Raw genomic sequence first — 15,642 nt, 5'->3', positions numbered from 1 at the left:
TGGATGCGCAGCATGGTTTCCAGAGGATAGGGTTTTCTACCGCCGCCGGCCTTGGGGTAGAACGGTTCGATCAGCTCCAGCAGGCCTGCCCAGGGCACCACCTGATCCATTTCGGCGAGGAAGCGCTCTCGGCGGGTTTGCTTGCGCTTGCCGGCGTACTCAAAGTCGGAAAAGCTCATCTGGCTCATGGGCGGCTCGGATCAGGTGTTGCGGGGATTCTCGCATAACTGAAGGCTTGTTCGGAGATTCCCTAGAACCAGGGGTACTGAAAACCAGTCTAGAGCACAAACACGGGAAACAACTCTGTGGCCTACACGCCTTATATTAAAAATGAACGCAATAAAATTCCGTCAAGCAGCGTTACGCTGCCCGAGCACTTAGAATCAACATAGACACGTGTAGTTACTTTCTTAGCAGGTTTCAAAAAGAGCGATGCACTCAGAAAAAAAACATCGGCAACGACTTATCAGGATACGTCGTTGCCAATAACTGATTAAGACTACAGCTGACCGATCTTATCTTTCATCGCCCTATATTTCCGTCCCAACAGGGAGGGACAGGTTTATCACGCCCAGGCCACTACCCTGAACAGCGCCCACACGGGCGCACAGCCAAACGCCAGCCACACCGCCAAACGCGGTCGATAAGGCAGCAGCATCAGCAAACCGAATCCACTTACTGACAACATGCCAAACCAGCCGATGGGCCCCATAGCCCAGCCCCAGGCACGCCCACAGAAGTAAAAGCTCAGAGCCAGGCTCAACCAGCCCGCCCCGCGTAGCAGTCGCCGCACAGTTGCCGACGGCGCGTGTTGCCACACCTGTTTGTAATGCCGCTCTAACCCCTGACACAAACCGAGCATGCCGATATACGCCAGCGCGAAGGCCGTAAAAAAGTAAGCAGCCATCTCAACTCACCTCGGCCATGGGCGATGTTTTTTTGCGCGGCACCCGCCCGATCGACGGTTGCGCGATTTTCCAGCCAGTCCAGAGCAACAGCGCGCCAATCACCATCGCGACGCCTTCCACGCCCATACGACTGGGCAGCGCCCACGGCTGATTGACGGTCAGCAAACTCAGTATTGGCAGCGTCAAGCACAGCGTGCCCGCGAGGGTCAGTTGCTCGCGCCATGCCTGCATACGCGGCCGGAGCAAGGCGTGCCCCAGGCTCAGTGCCCAGACGCCAAAGAACACATTCAGTTCGGCATCCGCACGGTCCGCCATGCCCACCGGCAGCAGGCGATTGCCCCACAGCAGGCTGATGCAGGCCAAGCTCAAGCCCGCCATGACGGTCACATTGAGTGCTTCGACCCCGCGGTAAAGCACCTGTGCCACGCGGTTTTCAGTGGCGTACTTGCGTCGACGCTTGACGGTAAAAAGCACCAGTCCACTGGCGATCATGGCGCTGCTGATCAACCCGCAGATGAAGTACAACCAGCGCATCGGATAGCCGCCGAACTGGGCAAAGTGCATTCCTGAAATGACCCGATGGGTCAACACGCTGGGGCGCATTTCAGTGGGCCCGGACAGCTGCTCGCCGGTGACGCCGTCAAAGCGCATGCCCTGCCCTTTAGCCAGTGCAATCCGGTTGCCCAGCAACGGCCGAATCATGATTTGCGCGTTGCTCTGGCCGGGGTTGGAAATGCTGACCCCGCCCAGCGGCCCCATCACCTCGCGCGCCTTACTCAAAAGCGGCGCCAACGCCACCAACGGCGCGGGTTCGGCGGTGGCCGGATGTTGCACGTCAAGGACAACGGGCGCTGGATTCTGCGCCTTGAAAAACGCCTCGCGATTGCCGTCGAACAACGCGTCCATGGCCGCAGGCATGTAAATCACCAAAAAAATCGCCAGCCCGCTGTAAGTAATCATCAGGTGGAACGGCAGCAGCAACACCGCGCTGGCGTTATGCGCATCCAGCCATGAACGCTGCCCTTTGGCAGGTCGGAACGTGAAGAACTCCTTGAAGAATTTTTTGTGGATCACAATGCCGCTGACCAACGCTGCGAGCATGCCCATGGCCATCGCGCCCACCAGGTAAATGCCGAACATGCCCGGCATGTGCAAGGTGAAGTGAAAGAAGAAAAAGAACAGGCCGCCCGCGGTTTCGCGCACGGGTATTACCGCGCCAGTGTTCGGGTCGAGGGTCACTGACACGCCGTCGCGGCGCCCGCCGGTCGAGGCTTGCAGGGCTGGCGTGCGCTCGCCGGGCAGGCTGATGCCCCACTGTTTGGCATCGGCTTTGTGTTCACGCAAATAGCCCAGCGCACGCTCGGCTGCCTGTTCGTCGCTCACGTGATGGGCAGGCAGTTCGGGCTGCATCCAGTTGTCGATTTCCTGATCGAACACCGCGAGGCTGCCGGTCAGGAAAATCACAAACAACAGCCAGCCCACGATCAGGCCGCCCCAGGTGTGCAGCCACGCCATGCACTGAGTCAGGGTCTGTTTCATGCCAGTCGCTCCATCCACTGCGGCCAAAAACCAATGGCCGCCAATGGCAGCGCCAGCACCGCCCCCATCCACGCCGACCAGAGATGGCGGGCAGCAAAAGCCCAGAGGATGGCGAAGGTGTAGATCACAAAAGACAGCAGGCTGGCGACGATCAGTGCGTCCACGTTGTCCAGCGGCAACACACGCGCCAGGGCTGCGGTAAAGGCATAGGTAAAAGCATAACCGCCCACCCAGGCCGCCAGTGTGCGAGACAGAATCGGCACCCAGGCCGAGGATACGGGTTTCATAGCGTTCAATCCTTCGTTCAGCGCCGGCCACGGTTTTGCCAGTGCCAGATGCAACAACGGCGCGGCGCCCGTGTATACGGGTGTCGCGCCTGTAAAGACCGGCATTGCAGGGGGGGCAATGCACAGTCACTCAGGTCATCAGAACGAGGTGGTCACCGAGGCGAAGTAGGCGCGGCCCGCTTCGTTGTAGGTTTGCGCTCCCGCTTCGTCCGAATTGCCCTTGCGGTACAGTTGCTTGTCGAACAGGTTGTTGATGCCGAGTCGCACGCTGAGGTTTTTGTTGAACTCGTAACCGCCGCTCAGACCCACCAGACCATACGGGTCTACGGATTGCTGCACCGACTTATCGAGCTCTTCGTTGGCACGGTTATTACGTTTTGGCGCTTCTTGCTTGCCGTAGTAAGTCCCGCTGACCTGGAACGACAGTTTCTCGGTGGCGTACCAGTCCAGGGTGGTGTTGACCGTGTACTTGGGAATGATGCTCAGTGGATCGCCGGTTTCCTTGTCTTTGCTCTCGATCATGTAGGTCAGGTTGGTGTTCCAGTCCAGATCGTCGCGCAGGGTCACGAACAGGTTGCCCTCGATCCCCTGCACGATGGCTTTGCCGCTGTTATCCCACTGGTAGACACGTCGGCCATTGGGCAAGCGGTAGGCGGCTTCGTTACTGGCGTTGATCTTGTTCTGATAATCGTTGCGGAAATACGTACCGCTGGTGCGCCATGTCCCTTTATCAAACGCCAGACCAATCTCTTTGTTGACGCTGATTTCGGGTTTGAGGTCCGGGTTACCGACGAGGTAGCAACCGCCGATGTTCACTTCAACCGAGCTGCAACCTGCGCCGCGGCTGTACAGCAGGTAGTTGGGGTTGGACTGGTAAAGGTTCGGGGTTTTGTAGGCACGGGCGATGCCACCTTTGACGCTCAGTTCATCGGTGATTTGATGCGACGCGTTCAGGCTCGGGCTCCAGTTGCCGCCGAACGCGTTGTGATGATCGAAACGCACCCCCGGCGTGATGATGGTTTTGGCACCCGCTTCGATGTTGTCTTCCACATAAAACGCGTAGCTGTTGGCCGTGGACTTGGTTTGCGTGCGGTCCTGACCCGGGATGCCCGGTGTACCGTCTGAACCCGGATCCCAGCTCTGTGGACGCAACGAACCCGGGTCATTCAGGGATTCGTACAAGTATTCGCCGCCCAGTGTCAGCACTTGCTCGGTCCATGCATTGAGCGGCAGGTTCACTTCGCCGGTGGCGCGGGTATTGCGCAAGCGCGATTCGAAGCGCCCCGCACTTTGCGAAGGGGCGCCTTCGCCGTAACCGGCAAGGCCCTCGTTCAGGCGTGCGTTGCGGGTCAGGTCATGGCTCAGCGACGCCTTGGTCGAGCCCCAGTCGAACGAGCCATTGTGGGTCGCCGAGAAGGTGCTGCGTTGCAGAACGCTGGTTTCCTTGCCGGTCAGACTGTTTACGAAATCGCCGCCGCTGTTGAGCATGGTGTCGCCAGCAAAGATGTTGCCCTGACGGCTGTAACTGGCTTCGAGGTCCAGCGATTGCTCCGGGGTGAACTGCCAGCTGAGCAAGCCGTTGATGTCTTTGTTGCGCACGCCTTCACGGCCCGCCACTACGCTGTCCGGCGACGCCTGCTCGGCCGTGTTGATGCCCGCGTCGTCAGCGTCGGTTTTATTCGCACCGCCGTACACGCGAAACACCAGGTCGTCAGTGATCGGCCCGCTGAGGTTGAAGTTGGTGCGCTTGCTGATGCCTTCGGCGTCGTCTTCCGGTGCCAGGTAGTAGGCAGTCAACGAACCTTTGAGTGTGTCGCTCGGCCGTTTGGTGATGATGTTCACCACCCCGCCCATGGCCCCCGAGCCATAGCGAGCGGCGGCGGGGCCGCGCAGGATCTCGATGCGTTCGACCTCTTCGGCAGGCACCCAGTTGGTTTCGCCCCGGGTATCACGGTCGCCGCTCCAGCCATAACGCACAGCGTTGCGCGAGGACGAAGGCTTGCCGTCGATCAGGATCAGGGTGTTCTCCGGGCCCATGCCCCGCAGGTCGATCTGGCGATTGTTGCCCCGGCTGCCACTGGTGCTGTTACCCGTCAGGTTGACTCCTGGTTCGCGGCGCATGATTTCTGACAGGTCGTTGGCCGGTGGACGTTTTTTGATGTCTTCAGCGGTGATGATCGAAACCCCCGGCGCTTGCTTGAGTTCCTGCGCGGCGGTGCCCAGAACGCGGGTTTCTTCAAGCTCCAGTGCCTGCGAGGTGCCGTCGACCGGCAGGTCCGCGCCTTGAACGGGAACCTCGTCACGCTCACGTTCCAGCGTATCGGCCAGCAACGTGGGTGAAGCCAGTGCAGCAATAAAGGCGAGCGAAATCTGACTGCGTTTGAATCGAGACGACATGTCCAGTTGATCCCTTAACAATGGAGTGTGCTCAGCAGGCGCACGACTGCAAGCGTCTGCGCCGGGCTCCAAAGGACCCTGCAACGCTTGAGCGCCATGGCACTGCAAGGGTCGCAATAATAATCACTCTCAAATGAGAGTAAAGCGCAACGGACAATAATCCTCATTAATCAGTTCCGTATCCCGCGTTTTTTTCAGCTTTTTCACGCGCGAAAAAGGTTGCCAAACCCCGGCAACCCTGAGAAAACCAGCGCCCAGAAGGCTCTACAGCAGCTTTTCTTAAATTTGTTACTTTTTGTGTAGAAGATTGGCTTTTAAAAAAAAAGCTCCCCAAGACACTTCTTGAGAACCATCAATGAACCCTGAACTCCTCATCACGGACCTGCAAACCGGCGACGGTAAGGCCGCAGTCAAAGGCGCCCTGATTACCACCCACTACACCGGCTGGCTTACAGATGGCACGGTGTTTGACTCTTCCCATGAGCGCGGCAAGCCGTTCCAGTGCGTGATCGGCACTGGCCGGGTGATCAAAGGCTGGGATATTGGCCTGATGGGGATGCAGGTCGGTGGCAAACGCAAGCTGCAGGTGCCCGCGCATCTGGCCTATGGTGAAAGAAGCATGGGCGCGCACATCACGCCGAACTCTGACCTCACCTTTGAGATCGAACTGCTGCAGGTGCTGACGCGAGACGATTGAGCGCATCAGTGCATTTTGAGGATTTTCCGGGAGTTGCCTGTCAGTGAACCGTTTTAGCCTGTTTGTTTTCTCGTGTGTGTCCGTGGCCGTACTCGGCGGTTGCAGCAGCCAGGACACCCGTACTGGCCCGGTGCTGACGCCTGAGCAAACCCGTGCGCGGATCGTGCAACTGTTGCCGGCCACGGTGTCTGATCGTCAGGGTTGGGCCGCTGATATTCAGGTCGCTTTGGTGGCGCAGGATCTCCCTGCGTCCGACGAGAACCTCTGCTCGGTACTGGCCGTCACCGAGCAGGAGTCCACCTTTCAAGCAGACCCGCCCGTGCCGGGGCTCGCAAAAATTGCCCGCACTGAAATCAACCGTCGTGCCAGCAAGTTGCATATCCCGGAATTCTTGGTACGCAGCGCGCTGAACCTCACATCGCCGACCGGCAAAACCTATAACCAACGTCTGGACGCAGCCCGCACCGAAGGCCAGTTAAGTGCCATTTTCGATGACTTTATCGGCATGGTGCCCATGGGCAAAACGCTGTTTGGCAGCCTGAACCCGGTACACACTGGCGGCCCGATGCAAGTGAGCATCGCGTTTGCCGAACAACGGGCGAAGGATTATCCCTACGAGGTGGCTCACTCGATCCGACAGGAAGTGTTTACCCGGCGCGGGGGCATGTATTTCGGTATCGCTCATTTGTTGGGCTACCCGGCGGATTACTCACAGTCGCTGTACCGTTTTGCTGACTTCAACGCGGGCTGGTACGCCAGTCGCAACGCGGCTTTTCAGAACGCGGTGAGTCAGGTTTCCGGTATCCCGCTGGCACTGGATGGCGACTTGACCATTCCCGGTTCTTACGCTGTAGGCTCTACCGAGCGTGCCGTGCGAGCGCTGGGCAAACAACTGGGCATGAGTGACAACGCCATTCGGCGTCAGCTCGAAAAAGGCGACAGCCTGGCCTTCGATGAGACCGAACTCTACCGTAAGGTGTTCGCGCTGGCCGATCGCCAACAAGGCAAACCGTTGCCCCGTGCCGTGTTACCGGGCATCACCCTTAAAAGCCCGAAAATCACGCGCAACCTGACCACCGCCTGGTTTGCCCAACGCGTGGATGAACGGCGTCAACGCTGCATGAATCGCGCGGGCTCGGTGCCGATCCGATAGCACCCTTACACTGTGTACTGTTTGAACAGTTCTTCCTTGATGATCAGCAGCGCATCCTCGTAATAGCGTTCGCCCCGCGCTTCGCTGAGCAATACCGATCGAATGCTGCCCTCGCCTACGTCGGGGGTGTGTTCACAGGTCAAGTAAAACTCGGCGGTCTCGGGCTTGAATTCCAGGTAATAAAACAGTTCTCGACCCTCGCGGTGCCAATAGCCTATTTCTCTGCGCATGGGGTTCTCATATACGGGATGTCAGGAGGTAAACGCTGCAGCGCGACACTCAACTGCTGAATGCTGGGGGCTGCGCTCAGGCTGATTCGCACTGCGTTCAAGGGCGCTGATTTAACCGTAAATACCTGTGAAGGCACCACCTCAATCCCCGCCGTGCGAAACGTCTGCACCAGCGGTTCTGCCTCGGCGGGGGCTTGTAACCAGATATGCGGCGAGGCCATGTGCGTCTGGTACATCCCTCGCCCCATGAGGTGTTTTGCCATCCGCCAACGATGTCTAACCTCCCGGATTTGCCAGTCGAGGCGCTCTCGGGCAATGCCTTCACCGATCCAGTGGCAGGCAATCGCCAGCGTCAGGGGTGAAAGCCCCCAATGTGCCGCCTGGGCATGGGGGTCAATGCGCGCCAGTACCTGTGGGCGGGCCGCGATCCAGCCCAGTCGCAAACCCGCGCCGACCGTTTTGGACAGGCTGGTGATCAGCACGCCAAGCTCGGGCAAGAACTGGCACAGCGGCGGGCTGTCGGTCAGGGCGCCATAGACATCATCTTCGATCACTTGCACGCCATGGCGCCGGGCAATCTGCGCAATGATCTGCTTGCGTTCCACACTCATGACCGCTGACGTCGGGTTCTGCAAAGTGGGTGTGAGCACTGCAATGCGCGCCCCCGTGGCGCGAATCATGCGGTCGAAATCGTCCGGCATGATGCCTTGTTCGTCCAGTGCGACGCCGTGCAGGGGCAGCCGCAGTTGCGCACAGGCGGCCTTGATGCCGGGGGCGGTCAACGCTTCAACCAACACCGGTTCACCTGCCTGACACAGTGACAACAGCACGGTGAATAACCCCTGCTGCGCGCCGGTACACAACATGATGTGATCGACCGGCAGTTCCAGCCCCCGCCCGCGCAACCAGGCTGCACCTTGCGCCCTGGCCTGCAGCAAGTCGGCCGCACTGACATAGTGTTGCAGGCGACTGGCCTGTCGGGTGTCAAGCAACCAGCTCAGCGCCTGCGCGTCGCGCTCGGTGTGCAGGTCGATGGCAGGCAGGTTGGTTCGCAGGTCAAGGCGCGAGGGCAGATCCTCAACCTGTTGCAGCTTGAATAATGTGGCCTCCTGACTGCTGGCCAGTACGTAAGTGCCGCGCCCCACTTCTCCCGACACCAGATGCCGACGCGCCGCCTCGCGATAGGCTTGCATCGTGGTGCTCGGGTTCCAGCCCAACGCCCAGGCCAGACGGCGCTGTGGCGGCAAGCGTTCGCCAGGTTGCAACTCACCACAGGCAATGGCACGGGTGATTGCATCGACCAACGCCAAATAGCGCGGCTCTTGTGTCTGGTTGAGGGTCGGCATCCACATTTATTGTTGGCCATGCAATATAAGAATCGGCCCATACAATGTGCCGTGCTTAGAATCGAGTCAAACCCTCGATCACGGTACCTCCAATGTTTGACTTGAACAGCCTGCGTCTCGCCGCCCACGATATCCACCAGACCCTGGCACCCACGCCACAACTGGCGTGGCCTTTATTGGCCGAGCGCTTGGGCGCGCAGGTGTGGGTCAAACATGAAAATCACACCCCGACCGGCGCTTTCAAAGTGCGCGGCGGGTTGATCTACGTCCAAGGCTTGATCCAGCGCGAACCCCACACGCGAGGCCTGGTGACCGCCACGCGCGGTAACCACGGGCAAAGCCTGGCACTGGCTGCGCGCCGCATGGGGCTGGCGATCAGCATTGTGGTGCCGGTCGGTAATTCGTCCGAAAAAAACGCTGCGATGCGGGCACTGGGGGCGCATGTGATCGAGTTTGGCAACGACTTCGACGAGGCCCGAGCCGAAGCAGCCCTGCTTGCGCAATCCCATGGGCATCATCTGGTGCCCGCGTTCCATCCTGACCTGATCCGCGGGGTCGCCACCTATGCACTGGAACTGTTTGAAGCAGTGAGCGACTTGCACACGGTGTATGTGCCTATTGGCATGGGTTCGGGTATTTGCGGGTTGATCCAGGCCCGCGACCTGCTGGGCCTCAAGACCGAAATCGTGGGCGTTGTGTCGCGGCATGCCGATGCGTTTGCCCAGAGCCTTGAGCAAGGTCGCGTAGTGAGCACAGAAACCGCCCATACCTTCGCCGACGGCCTGGCCTGCCGCCAGCCTATGCCGCAAGCGCTGGCCATGATTGCGCAGGGCGCTGCGCGAGTGATTCGGGTCTCAGACCGTGAAATTGCCCACGCCATGCGGGTCTATCATGAAACCACGCACAACACCGCCGAAGGTGCAGGCGCTGCGGCGCTGGCCGGTTTGATCCAGGAACAGCCCCAGCAGCAGGGACGCCGAGTGGCGGTGATTTTGAGCGGTGCCAATATTGATCGGCAGCTGTATGCCGGCATTCTGGCCGAAGGGTTCGACGACTGAGGTCACAACAAGGAAGCGCCATGACTTGCACGATCCGACGCGCCACCCCCGCAGAGGCACCCGCCATCAGCCAACTGATTATCACGACGTTGCGTGTTTCCAACGCTGGTGATTACTCGCCGCAGGTCATCGCGCAGGTGGAGCAGCACTTCGCCCCGCCTTCAATTCTTCAGCTCATGCAACAGCGCCAGGTGTACGTCGCCCATGCCGAACAGCAACTGATCGGCACCGCCAGCCTGGATGGCGCCGTGGTGCGAAGTGTATTTGGGGACCCCGACTGGCAAGGACGCGGCGTAGGACAAGCATTAATGGCGCAGCTCGTTGCGCTGGCGCGCGCGGCACACCTGAGCGCATTGCAGGTCCCGGCCTCGGTCACGGCCGAGTCGTTCTATGCCCGGCTGGGCTTTGAAAAAGTGCGCGACCAGTACCATGGCGAAGAACGCACCATCGTCATGAACCTGCCGCTGAACGAGTCATCACCGGTTAACTAAAATTTCATCCCCTGCGACAAATTGTCTTTATTTGTGCCGGAAACAGGCTCAGAATAAAAACTGTACTGTACAGTACCATTCTAAAACCTAAACCCGCAGCGCTTCTAAGGCCTTGGCTGCCGGTTGCCGGGATCACCGTAATGAAAAACGCTAAACAAGAGGCGCCTGCCTCTAAAGGAAGACACCTGATACTGGGCATCTTCGGACTGTTGCTGGCCCTCAGCGGGCTGTTTCTGGCAGTTGCAGGGACGCGACTGATGGCACTGGGAGGCTCCTGGTACTACCTGCTCGCCGGGCTCGGCATGCTTGGATCGGGTGTGCTGTATATCCGCCGCAAACCCGCCGCCACTGCGGTCATGGCCATTGTGTTTGTCGCCACCGTTATCTGGTCACTGTGGGAAGTCGGCTTCACGTTCTGGCCGATGGTGCCGCGGCTGGCGCCGTTCTTGGTCATGGGTCTGTTGGCGTGTTTGCTGCACCCCTGGCTCACACAGGGTCGCCAGCGTGCTGCCAGTTATAGCGCCAGTGCAGTGTTTGCCGCCTTGCTGGCCGTGGGTGCCAATGCCCTCTTCACCCCGCACGGGGTGATCGAAGGCACGCCGCTACCGGTTGCCCAACTGGCTGCTGACACCCCGCAAGAACGTGCCGTGGACTGGAGTCACTACGGTAGCAACCCGGCGGGCACCCGCTACACGGCACTGAATCAGATCACCAAAGACAACGTCGATCAGTTGCAAGTGGCGTGGACCTATCGCACCGGTGAAGTCGCCGAAGGCGCGTCTGAATACCAGAACACGCCGATCCAGGTCGGCAACACCGTCTACACCTGCACACCTACCAGCAAAGTCATCGCGCTGGATGCGGATTCCGGTGAACAACGCTGGATGTTCGACCCCAAGCCGCACAACATCAAAACCTGGAACCGCTGCCGGGGCGTGAGCTATTACGAGCCTGCCAAGGTTGAACACCCGTTGGTGTTTGCCGACCTAAAGCCCGCTGCTCCCCCGCAAGACGGCGTATGTGCCAGGCGCATTGTGCAAGTGACCATGGATGCCCGGTTGCTGGAAATCGATGCCCAAACCGGTAAACCGTGCGAGGCCTTTGGTGACAAAGGCGCCGTGGACCTGACCCAGGGCTTGGGCAAGGTCATGGAAAACGTGCCGTATTACGCCTACACCTCAGCCCCGACCGTTTCGCGCAACCTGATTATCTTGGGCGGCTGGGTCTTTGACGGGCGTTCGACCGATGAACCGTCCGGCGTGGTTCGGGCGTTCAGTGCCGACACGGGTGAACTGGTCTGGGCCTGGGACCTTGGCAATCCGGCCATCACCAAATTGCCGCCTGAAGGTCAAACCTACACCCGCAGCACACCAAACATGTGGTCCAGCCCGGCATTCGATGACGAACTGGGTCTGGTGTACCTGCCCACGGGTAACCAGCAACCGGATTTCTGGGGCGGCGCACGCCCCGAATTGACCGAGAAATACTCGTCTGCCGTGGTTGCGCTGGACATGGCCACCGGCCGCGAACGCTGGACGTTCCAGACCGCGCATCACGACATCTGGGACTATGACCTGGCGGCCCAACCGGCCCTGTATGACGTACCGGACGGTAAAGGCGGCAAGATTCCGGCGCTGATCCAACTGACCAAGCGCGGGCAGATTTTCATGCTCGACCGCCGCACGGGTCAGCCGATTGCCGAGGTCATCGAAAAAGCGGTGCCACAGGACCATGCGGCTGGCGACTGGGTTGCCAAAACCCAACCTTACTCAGTCGGCATGCCCACCTTCGGCGCAGCACCGCTGACCGAGAAAGACATGTGGGGCGCGACCTTCTTCGATCAATTGATGTGCCGCATCGACTTCAAGAAGCTCAACTACCACGGCGAGTTCACCGCACCGAGCACCGAAGACACATTGATCTACCCAGGCTACTACGGGGGCTTTAACTGGGGCGGCGCGGCGATTGACGAGAAAAACGGTTACCTGTTCGTCAACGACATTCGCATCCCGCAGGTGGTCAAACTGGTGCCGCGTGAAGGTGTCGACCTCTCCCACCTCAAATCCGGACATGGCGTCGGCAGCACCTACCCTATGGACGGCACGCCGTTCGTGATTGACCACAAAAGCTTCAACTCGCCCTTGGGTATTCCGTGCCAGAGCCCGCCGTGGGGCGTGTTTGCTGCGGTAGACCTGAAGACACGCAAACAGGTCTGGGAGCGCCCGGCCGGTACCGTTGAAGACGCGGTCATCCAGGGTGTGCGCGCCAACTTGCCGATTCCACTGGGCATGCCGACCCTGGGGGGCGGCGCCATCACGGGCTCCGGAATCGTGTTCTACGCCGGTACACAGGATTACTACCTGCGTGCCATGGACATGGCCACCGGCAAAGAGCTGTGGAAGGGCCGCTTGCCGGTCGGAGGCCAAGCCACGCCGATGACCTATCGCTCACCTGAGACCGGGCGTCAATATGTGGTGATCGTCGCAGGTGGCGCGCGTCAGTCTCCAGATCGCGGGGATTACGTGATAGCGTACGCGCTTCCCGACAAAGAGTAGTTCCCATGCCGCAGGTGCACCGTTCCCCGACTTCAACCCCGACCCGGAGTGAGGACCGACGGCGCAACCTGCTGATCACGGCAAGCGAACTGTTTCTGCAGCAGGGCTACGATGGCCTCAGCATGGACGCCATCGTCGCCGCTGCGGGCGGCTCGAAGGCCACGATTTACCGGTATTTCGGCAGCAAGCAAGAGCTGCTGGTGGCCGTGGTCGAGTACCTGTGCGAAGACTTCATCATGGACCTCAAGCAACTTGACACCTCGGGTGTCGAGTTGACGCGCGGTCTGGAAATGATCCTTGAACAGTTGGTGGCAGTGGTCACCAGCCCTCGTCATGTCAGCTTCTACCGTCTGGTGGTCAATGGCTCGGCCCATGTCCCGCAAGTGGGGCAAACCTGGTATGAGCACGGCCCCAAATTTTGGCACCAGTTGATCGCCAACCTGCTCGAAGAGCAGCGCCAAAGGGGGGTGATCGCCACCGACGCATCTACCAGCGAATTGCCCGCCATCTTGTTCGATGCCTTGTTCTCTCACCTGACGACCCGCACCGTGATGCTGGGCCAAACGTGTACCGCCAACGCATTCCAGCCCATGATTCAGGAGCTGATTGGCCTGGTAATGCGGCGCCTGCAAACCGCTTGAACACTGCGCGGCGGGCACGGCGGCAAATTGCGGGCAATCTGGCTATGCTCTAGCCCATGACCCCATCCGTACCCATCCGACCTGCCTGCCCGCCCGGCGTTTGCATCTGCGAGCGTGACACTTTGCTGGCCCGCGCCGATGCCGACCTGCGGATTTTCAAATTAACCCGTCAGGCTGAAAAAGAGCTGCTGCAACGGCTGGAAAACATTCAAGACCTCAACGAGCTTCAACACTTGCAACGGCGCATGCACGAGCAACTGGGCATCCGGCTCGACATAGAGCCGGGTTTTAATGAAGTGCGCACCATGCGCGGTATTGCCATCCGCTTGGCCGATCAGCCTGGCCTGTGCCGCAAAACCCGTCAGGCAATTCCCGCCGCCATACGGCGAGCGCTGGAGAAACGTCCAGAAATTGCCTATCGCCTGCTCGACGGCCACGACCTGTTGCGCGATACCTGAATCGGAATGCGATACCCAGCGCCCAAATCCCGATTTTTTGAAATTACCTGAAGAATTCGCTTGCCTTGACCAGAGGCCTGAAATATAAGCCCGTGTTTCACATCAATAGAGTCACACCATGAGCACCGGATTCACCGAGGACGAAATGCGCAGAGCGCTCGGCCTTGATACCCCCACGCCCGCCGCGGCCCCCCAGCCTGAACCTGAACTGCCTCCCGCCGCCCCCGCCCCGGTCAAGACAGCGGAGCGCGCTCCGGTGAAACGCAGAGGCCCGGTGTTGCGCGTCACCATGAACGTCAGCAAGGAATACGACGGCGAAGTGACCCAATTTATTCATGACTCAAAATCCTTGAGCCGGTTTGATGCCGAGCAAGAAGCCAAAAAAGCCTTGGCCAAAGCCAAATTTAAATACTACGAATTGGCGTCGATCGTTAAAGTCGATTGATTTATTGAGCCCGCGCGCGGGTCAAACACAGCGTCTCACGGCATTCTGCGCTTTTTTTTCAGCGCCCAGCTCAAAGCGCCCGGTACAGGAACTCGTCCATGAACACCCACCCCTTGAATGCTGCCGACTTTGCCTCGCTTGAAGACACGTTGTTGAAGTACGGCGACGACCATTCGGTCCTTAACCCGAGCGAACTCGACGGCTACTTCACAGCACTGGTTTCTGGCCCGGCGCAGGTGGACATTGCTGAGTGGTTCCCCGCCATTTGGGGCGGTCAAAACCCTGAATGGGAAACCCCGCAAGAGGCCCGGACATTCATTGACCTGTGCGTGCGGCACCTCAACACGCTGGCTGTCCAACTGGCACAAGGCAGTCAGGCATTTGTGCCGCGCTTCGAACAGACGGAGCATCTCGGGCAGGCCGTGACGCTGGCAGAAGAATGGTGTTTCGGTTACCTGCGCGGCGTTGCCGTCGCCAACTGGGCGCCCTTGCCTGCCATTCAGGCGGGTTTACTGCAGGCTATTTCAGACTGCGCCGAACAGGACAACTTTGAACTGCCGGCCGATCTGGACGTCGCAGCGCATCAGCAACAGGTCAGCGATCTGGCGCCTGCCGCCCGCGCGTTGCATGACTACTGGCTGAGCCAGCGCTGATCCCGCGGCCCCCGACCTCCACTCACGCAGAGACCTGCAGATAAAGGCCCCATGACGCTTCTTACTCATTTTGATACACCGGTCAGCGAACCCATCAGCAGCCAGATTTTGCAACGCGTGGTGGACCAGCTTACCGAGCTGAGCATGATGGAAATCACGCCCAGCAACCTGCTCTACAACATCTATCAATACACCATCGGCTTCGAAGTACATTTGTACCTGGAGGCACTGGAGGGGAGCAAAGGGATTACCGTAGAGCTGATCGTGGCCACGGACGAACAGAACCCGGCCACCGTGACCGGCTTTGCCTTGTACCTGCCCGTGAAGGACGACCCTCAGGCCTGTGGCATCGCCTACATGGCCGCCAGCACCCCGGCTGTCACCCGGGCAATGGTGCAGGAAGTCACCCGCCGCTACCCCCACACCGAGCTCACGTGCAGCGTGCGCAACGTGGCGCAATTCGAGGCCTTGGGCTTTCAGGTGCTGGGTGCCCGCGGGCCGCAGATTGTGATGAATACACGCGACCACGGCACCGACGGGCTGATGGCCCTGCTGGATGTGTCGGCGGTCTACCGCTCCACCGAAGTGCGGCAGATTCACACTTACCTGCTCAACCGGCACGGCAAAAAAGCCATGATCGACGCCGAAAAAAAGCGTGACCGCCAGATCGACCAACTCACCGCCAAGGCACGCGCCTTCGTGACCGAACACACGCGCTGAAATGCGGTTGCCAAACAACGGGTGAAATAACGCATCATGGGCGCACCCCGTTCAGAGGAAACCT

At 59.7% G+C, this 15,642-nt stretch carries 17 protein-coding genes; 10 read left to right on the top strand and 7 right to left on the bottom strand.

Annotation, left to right across the window (positions count from 1 at the left end; genetic code table 11):
* The 5 genes from HBN61_RS19160 to HBN61_RS19140 all read right to left on the bottom strand — a co-directional run.
* On the bottom strand, positions 1-188 hold a 188-nt coding region (locus tag HBN61_RS19160; RefSeq protein WP_524539063.1), incomplete at its 3' end, for a transposase.
* A 377-nt stretch (positions 189-565) separates the two neighbouring features.
* Complete coding sequence (locus HBN61_RS19155; RefSeq protein WP_094994599.1) at positions 566-907, bottom strand: DUF3325 domain-containing protein; 342 nt, start codon at positions 905-907, stop codon at positions 566-568.
* 1 nt (position 908) lies between these two features.
* Positions 909-2,447: a PepSY-associated TM helix domain-containing protein gene (locus HBN61_RS19150; RefSeq protein WP_170047645.1), complete on the bottom strand. Its 1,539-nt coding sequence runs from the start codon at positions 2,445-2,447 to the stop codon at positions 909-911.
* Positions 2,444-2,734 carry an iron transporter gene (locus HBN61_RS19145; RefSeq protein ID WP_094994610.1) on the bottom strand — a complete coding sequence of 97 codons (291 nt, stop codon included), beginning with the start codon at positions 2,732-2,734 and terminating at the stop codon, positions 2,444-2,446. The genes HBN61_RS19150 and HBN61_RS19145 overlap by 4 nt, the downstream gene beginning before the upstream one ends.
* 138 nt (positions 2,735-2,872) lie before the next feature.
* A complete protein-coding gene (locus HBN61_RS19140; protein ID WP_094994601.1) occupies positions 2,873-5,131 on the bottom strand; it encodes a FepA family TonB-dependent siderophore receptor in 2,259 nt (752 codons plus the stop codon).
* Between the two features lie 355 nt (positions 5,132-5,486).
* Between HBN61_RS19140 and HBN61_RS19135 the strand changes: the two genes are divergently transcribed.
* Positions 5,487-5,828, top strand: coding sequence for an FKBP-type peptidyl-prolyl cis-trans isomerase (locus tag HBN61_RS19135; RefSeq protein ID WP_170047644.1), 342 nt, complete (start codon positions 5,487-5,489; stop codon positions 5,826-5,828).
* Between the two features lie 43 nt (positions 5,829-5,871).
* Positions 5,872-6,981, top strand: a complete 1,110-nt coding sequence (locus tag HBN61_RS19130) for a DUF1615 family protein (protein WP_170047642.1) — start codon at positions 5,872-5,874, stop codon at positions 6,979-6,981.
* Positions 6,982-6,986: 5 nt separating this feature from the next.
* Here the strand turns inward: HBN61_RS19130 and HBN61_RS19125 are convergent, their stop codons facing one another.
* Positions 6,987-7,211: a hypothetical protein gene (locus HBN61_RS19125; RefSeq protein ID WP_169964476.1), complete on the bottom strand. Its 225-nt coding sequence runs from the start codon at positions 7,209-7,211 to the stop codon at positions 6,987-6,989.
* A complete protein-coding gene (locus HBN61_RS19120) occupies positions 7,196-8,563 on the bottom strand; it encodes an aminotransferase-like domain-containing protein (RefSeq protein ID WP_170047640.1) in 1,368 nt (455 codons plus the stop codon). The genes HBN61_RS19125 and HBN61_RS19120 overlap by 16 nt, the downstream gene beginning before the upstream one ends.
* An 86-nt stretch (positions 8,564-8,649) precedes the next feature.
* On the opposite strand from HBN61_RS19120, the gene HBN61_RS19115 reads away from it, so the two are divergent.
* From HBN61_RS19115 to HBN61_RS19080, 8 genes are all read left to right on the top strand, one after another.
* Complete coding sequence (locus HBN61_RS19115) at positions 8,650-9,615, top strand: threonine dehydratase (RefSeq protein WP_094994605.1); 966 nt, start codon at positions 8,650-8,652, stop codon at positions 9,613-9,615.
* A 20-nt stretch (positions 9,616-9,635) separates the two neighbouring features.
* Positions 9,636-10,106, top strand: coding sequence for a GNAT family N-acetyltransferase (locus tag HBN61_RS19110; RefSeq protein ID WP_170047638.1), 471 nt, complete (start codon positions 9,636-9,638; stop codon positions 10,104-10,106).
* A gap of 140 nt (positions 10,107-10,246) precedes the next feature.
* Positions 10,247-12,661, top strand: coding sequence for a membrane-bound PQQ-dependent dehydrogenase, glucose/quinate/shikimate family (locus HBN61_RS19105; RefSeq protein WP_170047636.1), 2,415 nt, complete (start codon positions 10,247-10,249; stop codon positions 12,659-12,661).
* Between the two features lie 5 nt (positions 12,662-12,666).
* Positions 12,667-13,302, top strand: coding sequence for a TetR/AcrR family transcriptional regulator (locus tag HBN61_RS19100; RefSeq protein ID WP_170047635.1), 636 nt, complete (start codon positions 12,667-12,669; stop codon positions 13,300-13,302).
* Positions 13,303-13,358: 56 nt separating this feature from the next.
* Positions 13,359-13,760 (top strand): hypothetical protein, encoded by a 402-nt coding sequence (locus HBN61_RS19095; RefSeq protein WP_094994609.1) that lies wholly within the window; start codon positions 13,359-13,361, stop codon positions 13,758-13,760.
* A 118-nt stretch (positions 13,761-13,878) separates the two neighbouring features.
* Entirely contained in the window at positions 13,879-14,205 is a 327-nt protein-coding gene (locus HBN61_RS19090; RefSeq protein ID WP_170047633.1) for a hypothetical protein, read from the top strand.
* A gap of 98 nt (positions 14,206-14,303) precedes the next feature.
* Entirely contained in the window at positions 14,304-14,858 is a 555-nt protein-coding gene (locus HBN61_RS19085; RefSeq protein ID WP_094993894.1) for a UPF0149 family protein, read from the top strand.
* Positions 14,859-14,909: 51 nt separating this feature from the next.
* Complete coding sequence (locus tag HBN61_RS19080) at positions 14,910-15,578, top strand: GNAT family N-acetyltransferase (RefSeq protein WP_169964460.1); 669 nt, start codon at positions 14,910-14,912, stop codon at positions 15,576-15,578.
* Positions 15,579-15,642: the final 64 nt, after the last annotated feature.

Origin of the sequence: Pseudomonas sp. WS 5071, from assembly GCF_012985765.1 — a bacterium.
Lineage (GTDB): Bacteria > Pseudomonadota > Gammaproteobacteria > Pseudomonadales > Pseudomonadaceae > Aquipseudomonas > Aquipseudomonas lundensis_A.
This window is presented reverse-complemented; position numbering and strand designations above follow the sequence as displayed.

What these genes read in the sequence shown, in the direction of transcription:
- HBN61_RS19155 (WP_094994599.1), bottom strand. Translation starts at nt 907, where the DNA reads ATGGCTGCTTACTTTTTTACGGCCTTCGCGCTGGCGTATATCGGCATG.
- HBN61_RS19150 (WP_170047645.1), bottom strand. Translation starts at nt 2,447, where the DNA reads ATGAAACAGACCCTGACTCAGTGCATGGCGTGGCTGCACACCTGGGGC.
- HBN61_RS19145 (WP_094994610.1), bottom strand. Translation starts at nt 2,734, where the DNA reads ATGAAACCCGTATCCTCGGCCTGGGTGCCGATTCTGTCTCGCACACTG.
- HBN61_RS19140 (WP_094994601.1), bottom strand. Translation starts at nt 5,131, where the DNA reads ATGTCGTCTCGATTCAAACGCAGTCAGATTTCGCTCGCCTTTATTGCT.
- HBN61_RS19135 (WP_170047644.1), top strand. Translation starts at nt 5,487, where the DNA reads ATGAACCCTGAACTCCTCATCACGGACCTGCAAACCGGCGACGGTAAG.
- HBN61_RS19125 (WP_169964476.1), bottom strand. Translation starts at nt 7,211, where the DNA reads ATGCGCAGAGAAATAGGCTATTGGCACCGCGAGGGTCGAGAACTGTTT.
- HBN61_RS19120 (WP_170047640.1), bottom strand. Translation starts at nt 8,563, where the DNA reads ATGTGGATGCCGACCCTCAACCAGACACAAGAGCCGCGCTATTTGGCG.
- HBN61_RS19115 (WP_094994605.1), top strand. Translation starts at nt 8,650, where the DNA reads ATGTTTGACTTGAACAGCCTGCGTCTCGCCGCCCACGATATCCACCAG.
- HBN61_RS19110 (WP_170047638.1), top strand. Translation starts at nt 9,636, where the DNA reads ATGACTTGCACGATCCGACGCGCCACCCCCGCAGAGGCACCCGCCATC.
- HBN61_RS19105 (WP_170047636.1), top strand. Translation starts at nt 10,247, where the DNA reads ATGAAAAACGCTAAACAAGAGGCGCCTGCCTCTAAAGGAAGACACCTG.
- HBN61_RS19100 (WP_170047635.1), top strand. Translation starts at nt 12,667, where the DNA reads ATGCCGCAGGTGCACCGTTCCCCGACTTCAACCCCGACCCGGAGTGAG.
- HBN61_RS19095 (WP_094994609.1), top strand. Translation starts at nt 13,359, where the DNA reads ATGACCCCATCCGTACCCATCCGACCTGCCTGCCCGCCCGGCGTTTGC.
- HBN61_RS19090 (WP_170047633.1), top strand. Translation starts at nt 13,879, where the DNA reads ATGAGCACCGGATTCACCGAGGACGAAATGCGCAGAGCGCTCGGCCTT.
- HBN61_RS19085 (WP_094993894.1), top strand. Translation starts at nt 14,304, where the DNA reads ATGAACACCCACCCCTTGAATGCTGCCGACTTTGCCTCGCTTGAAGAC.
- HBN61_RS19080 (WP_169964460.1), top strand. Translation starts at nt 14,910, where the DNA reads ATGACGCTTCTTACTCATTTTGATACACCGGTCAGCGAACCCATCAGC.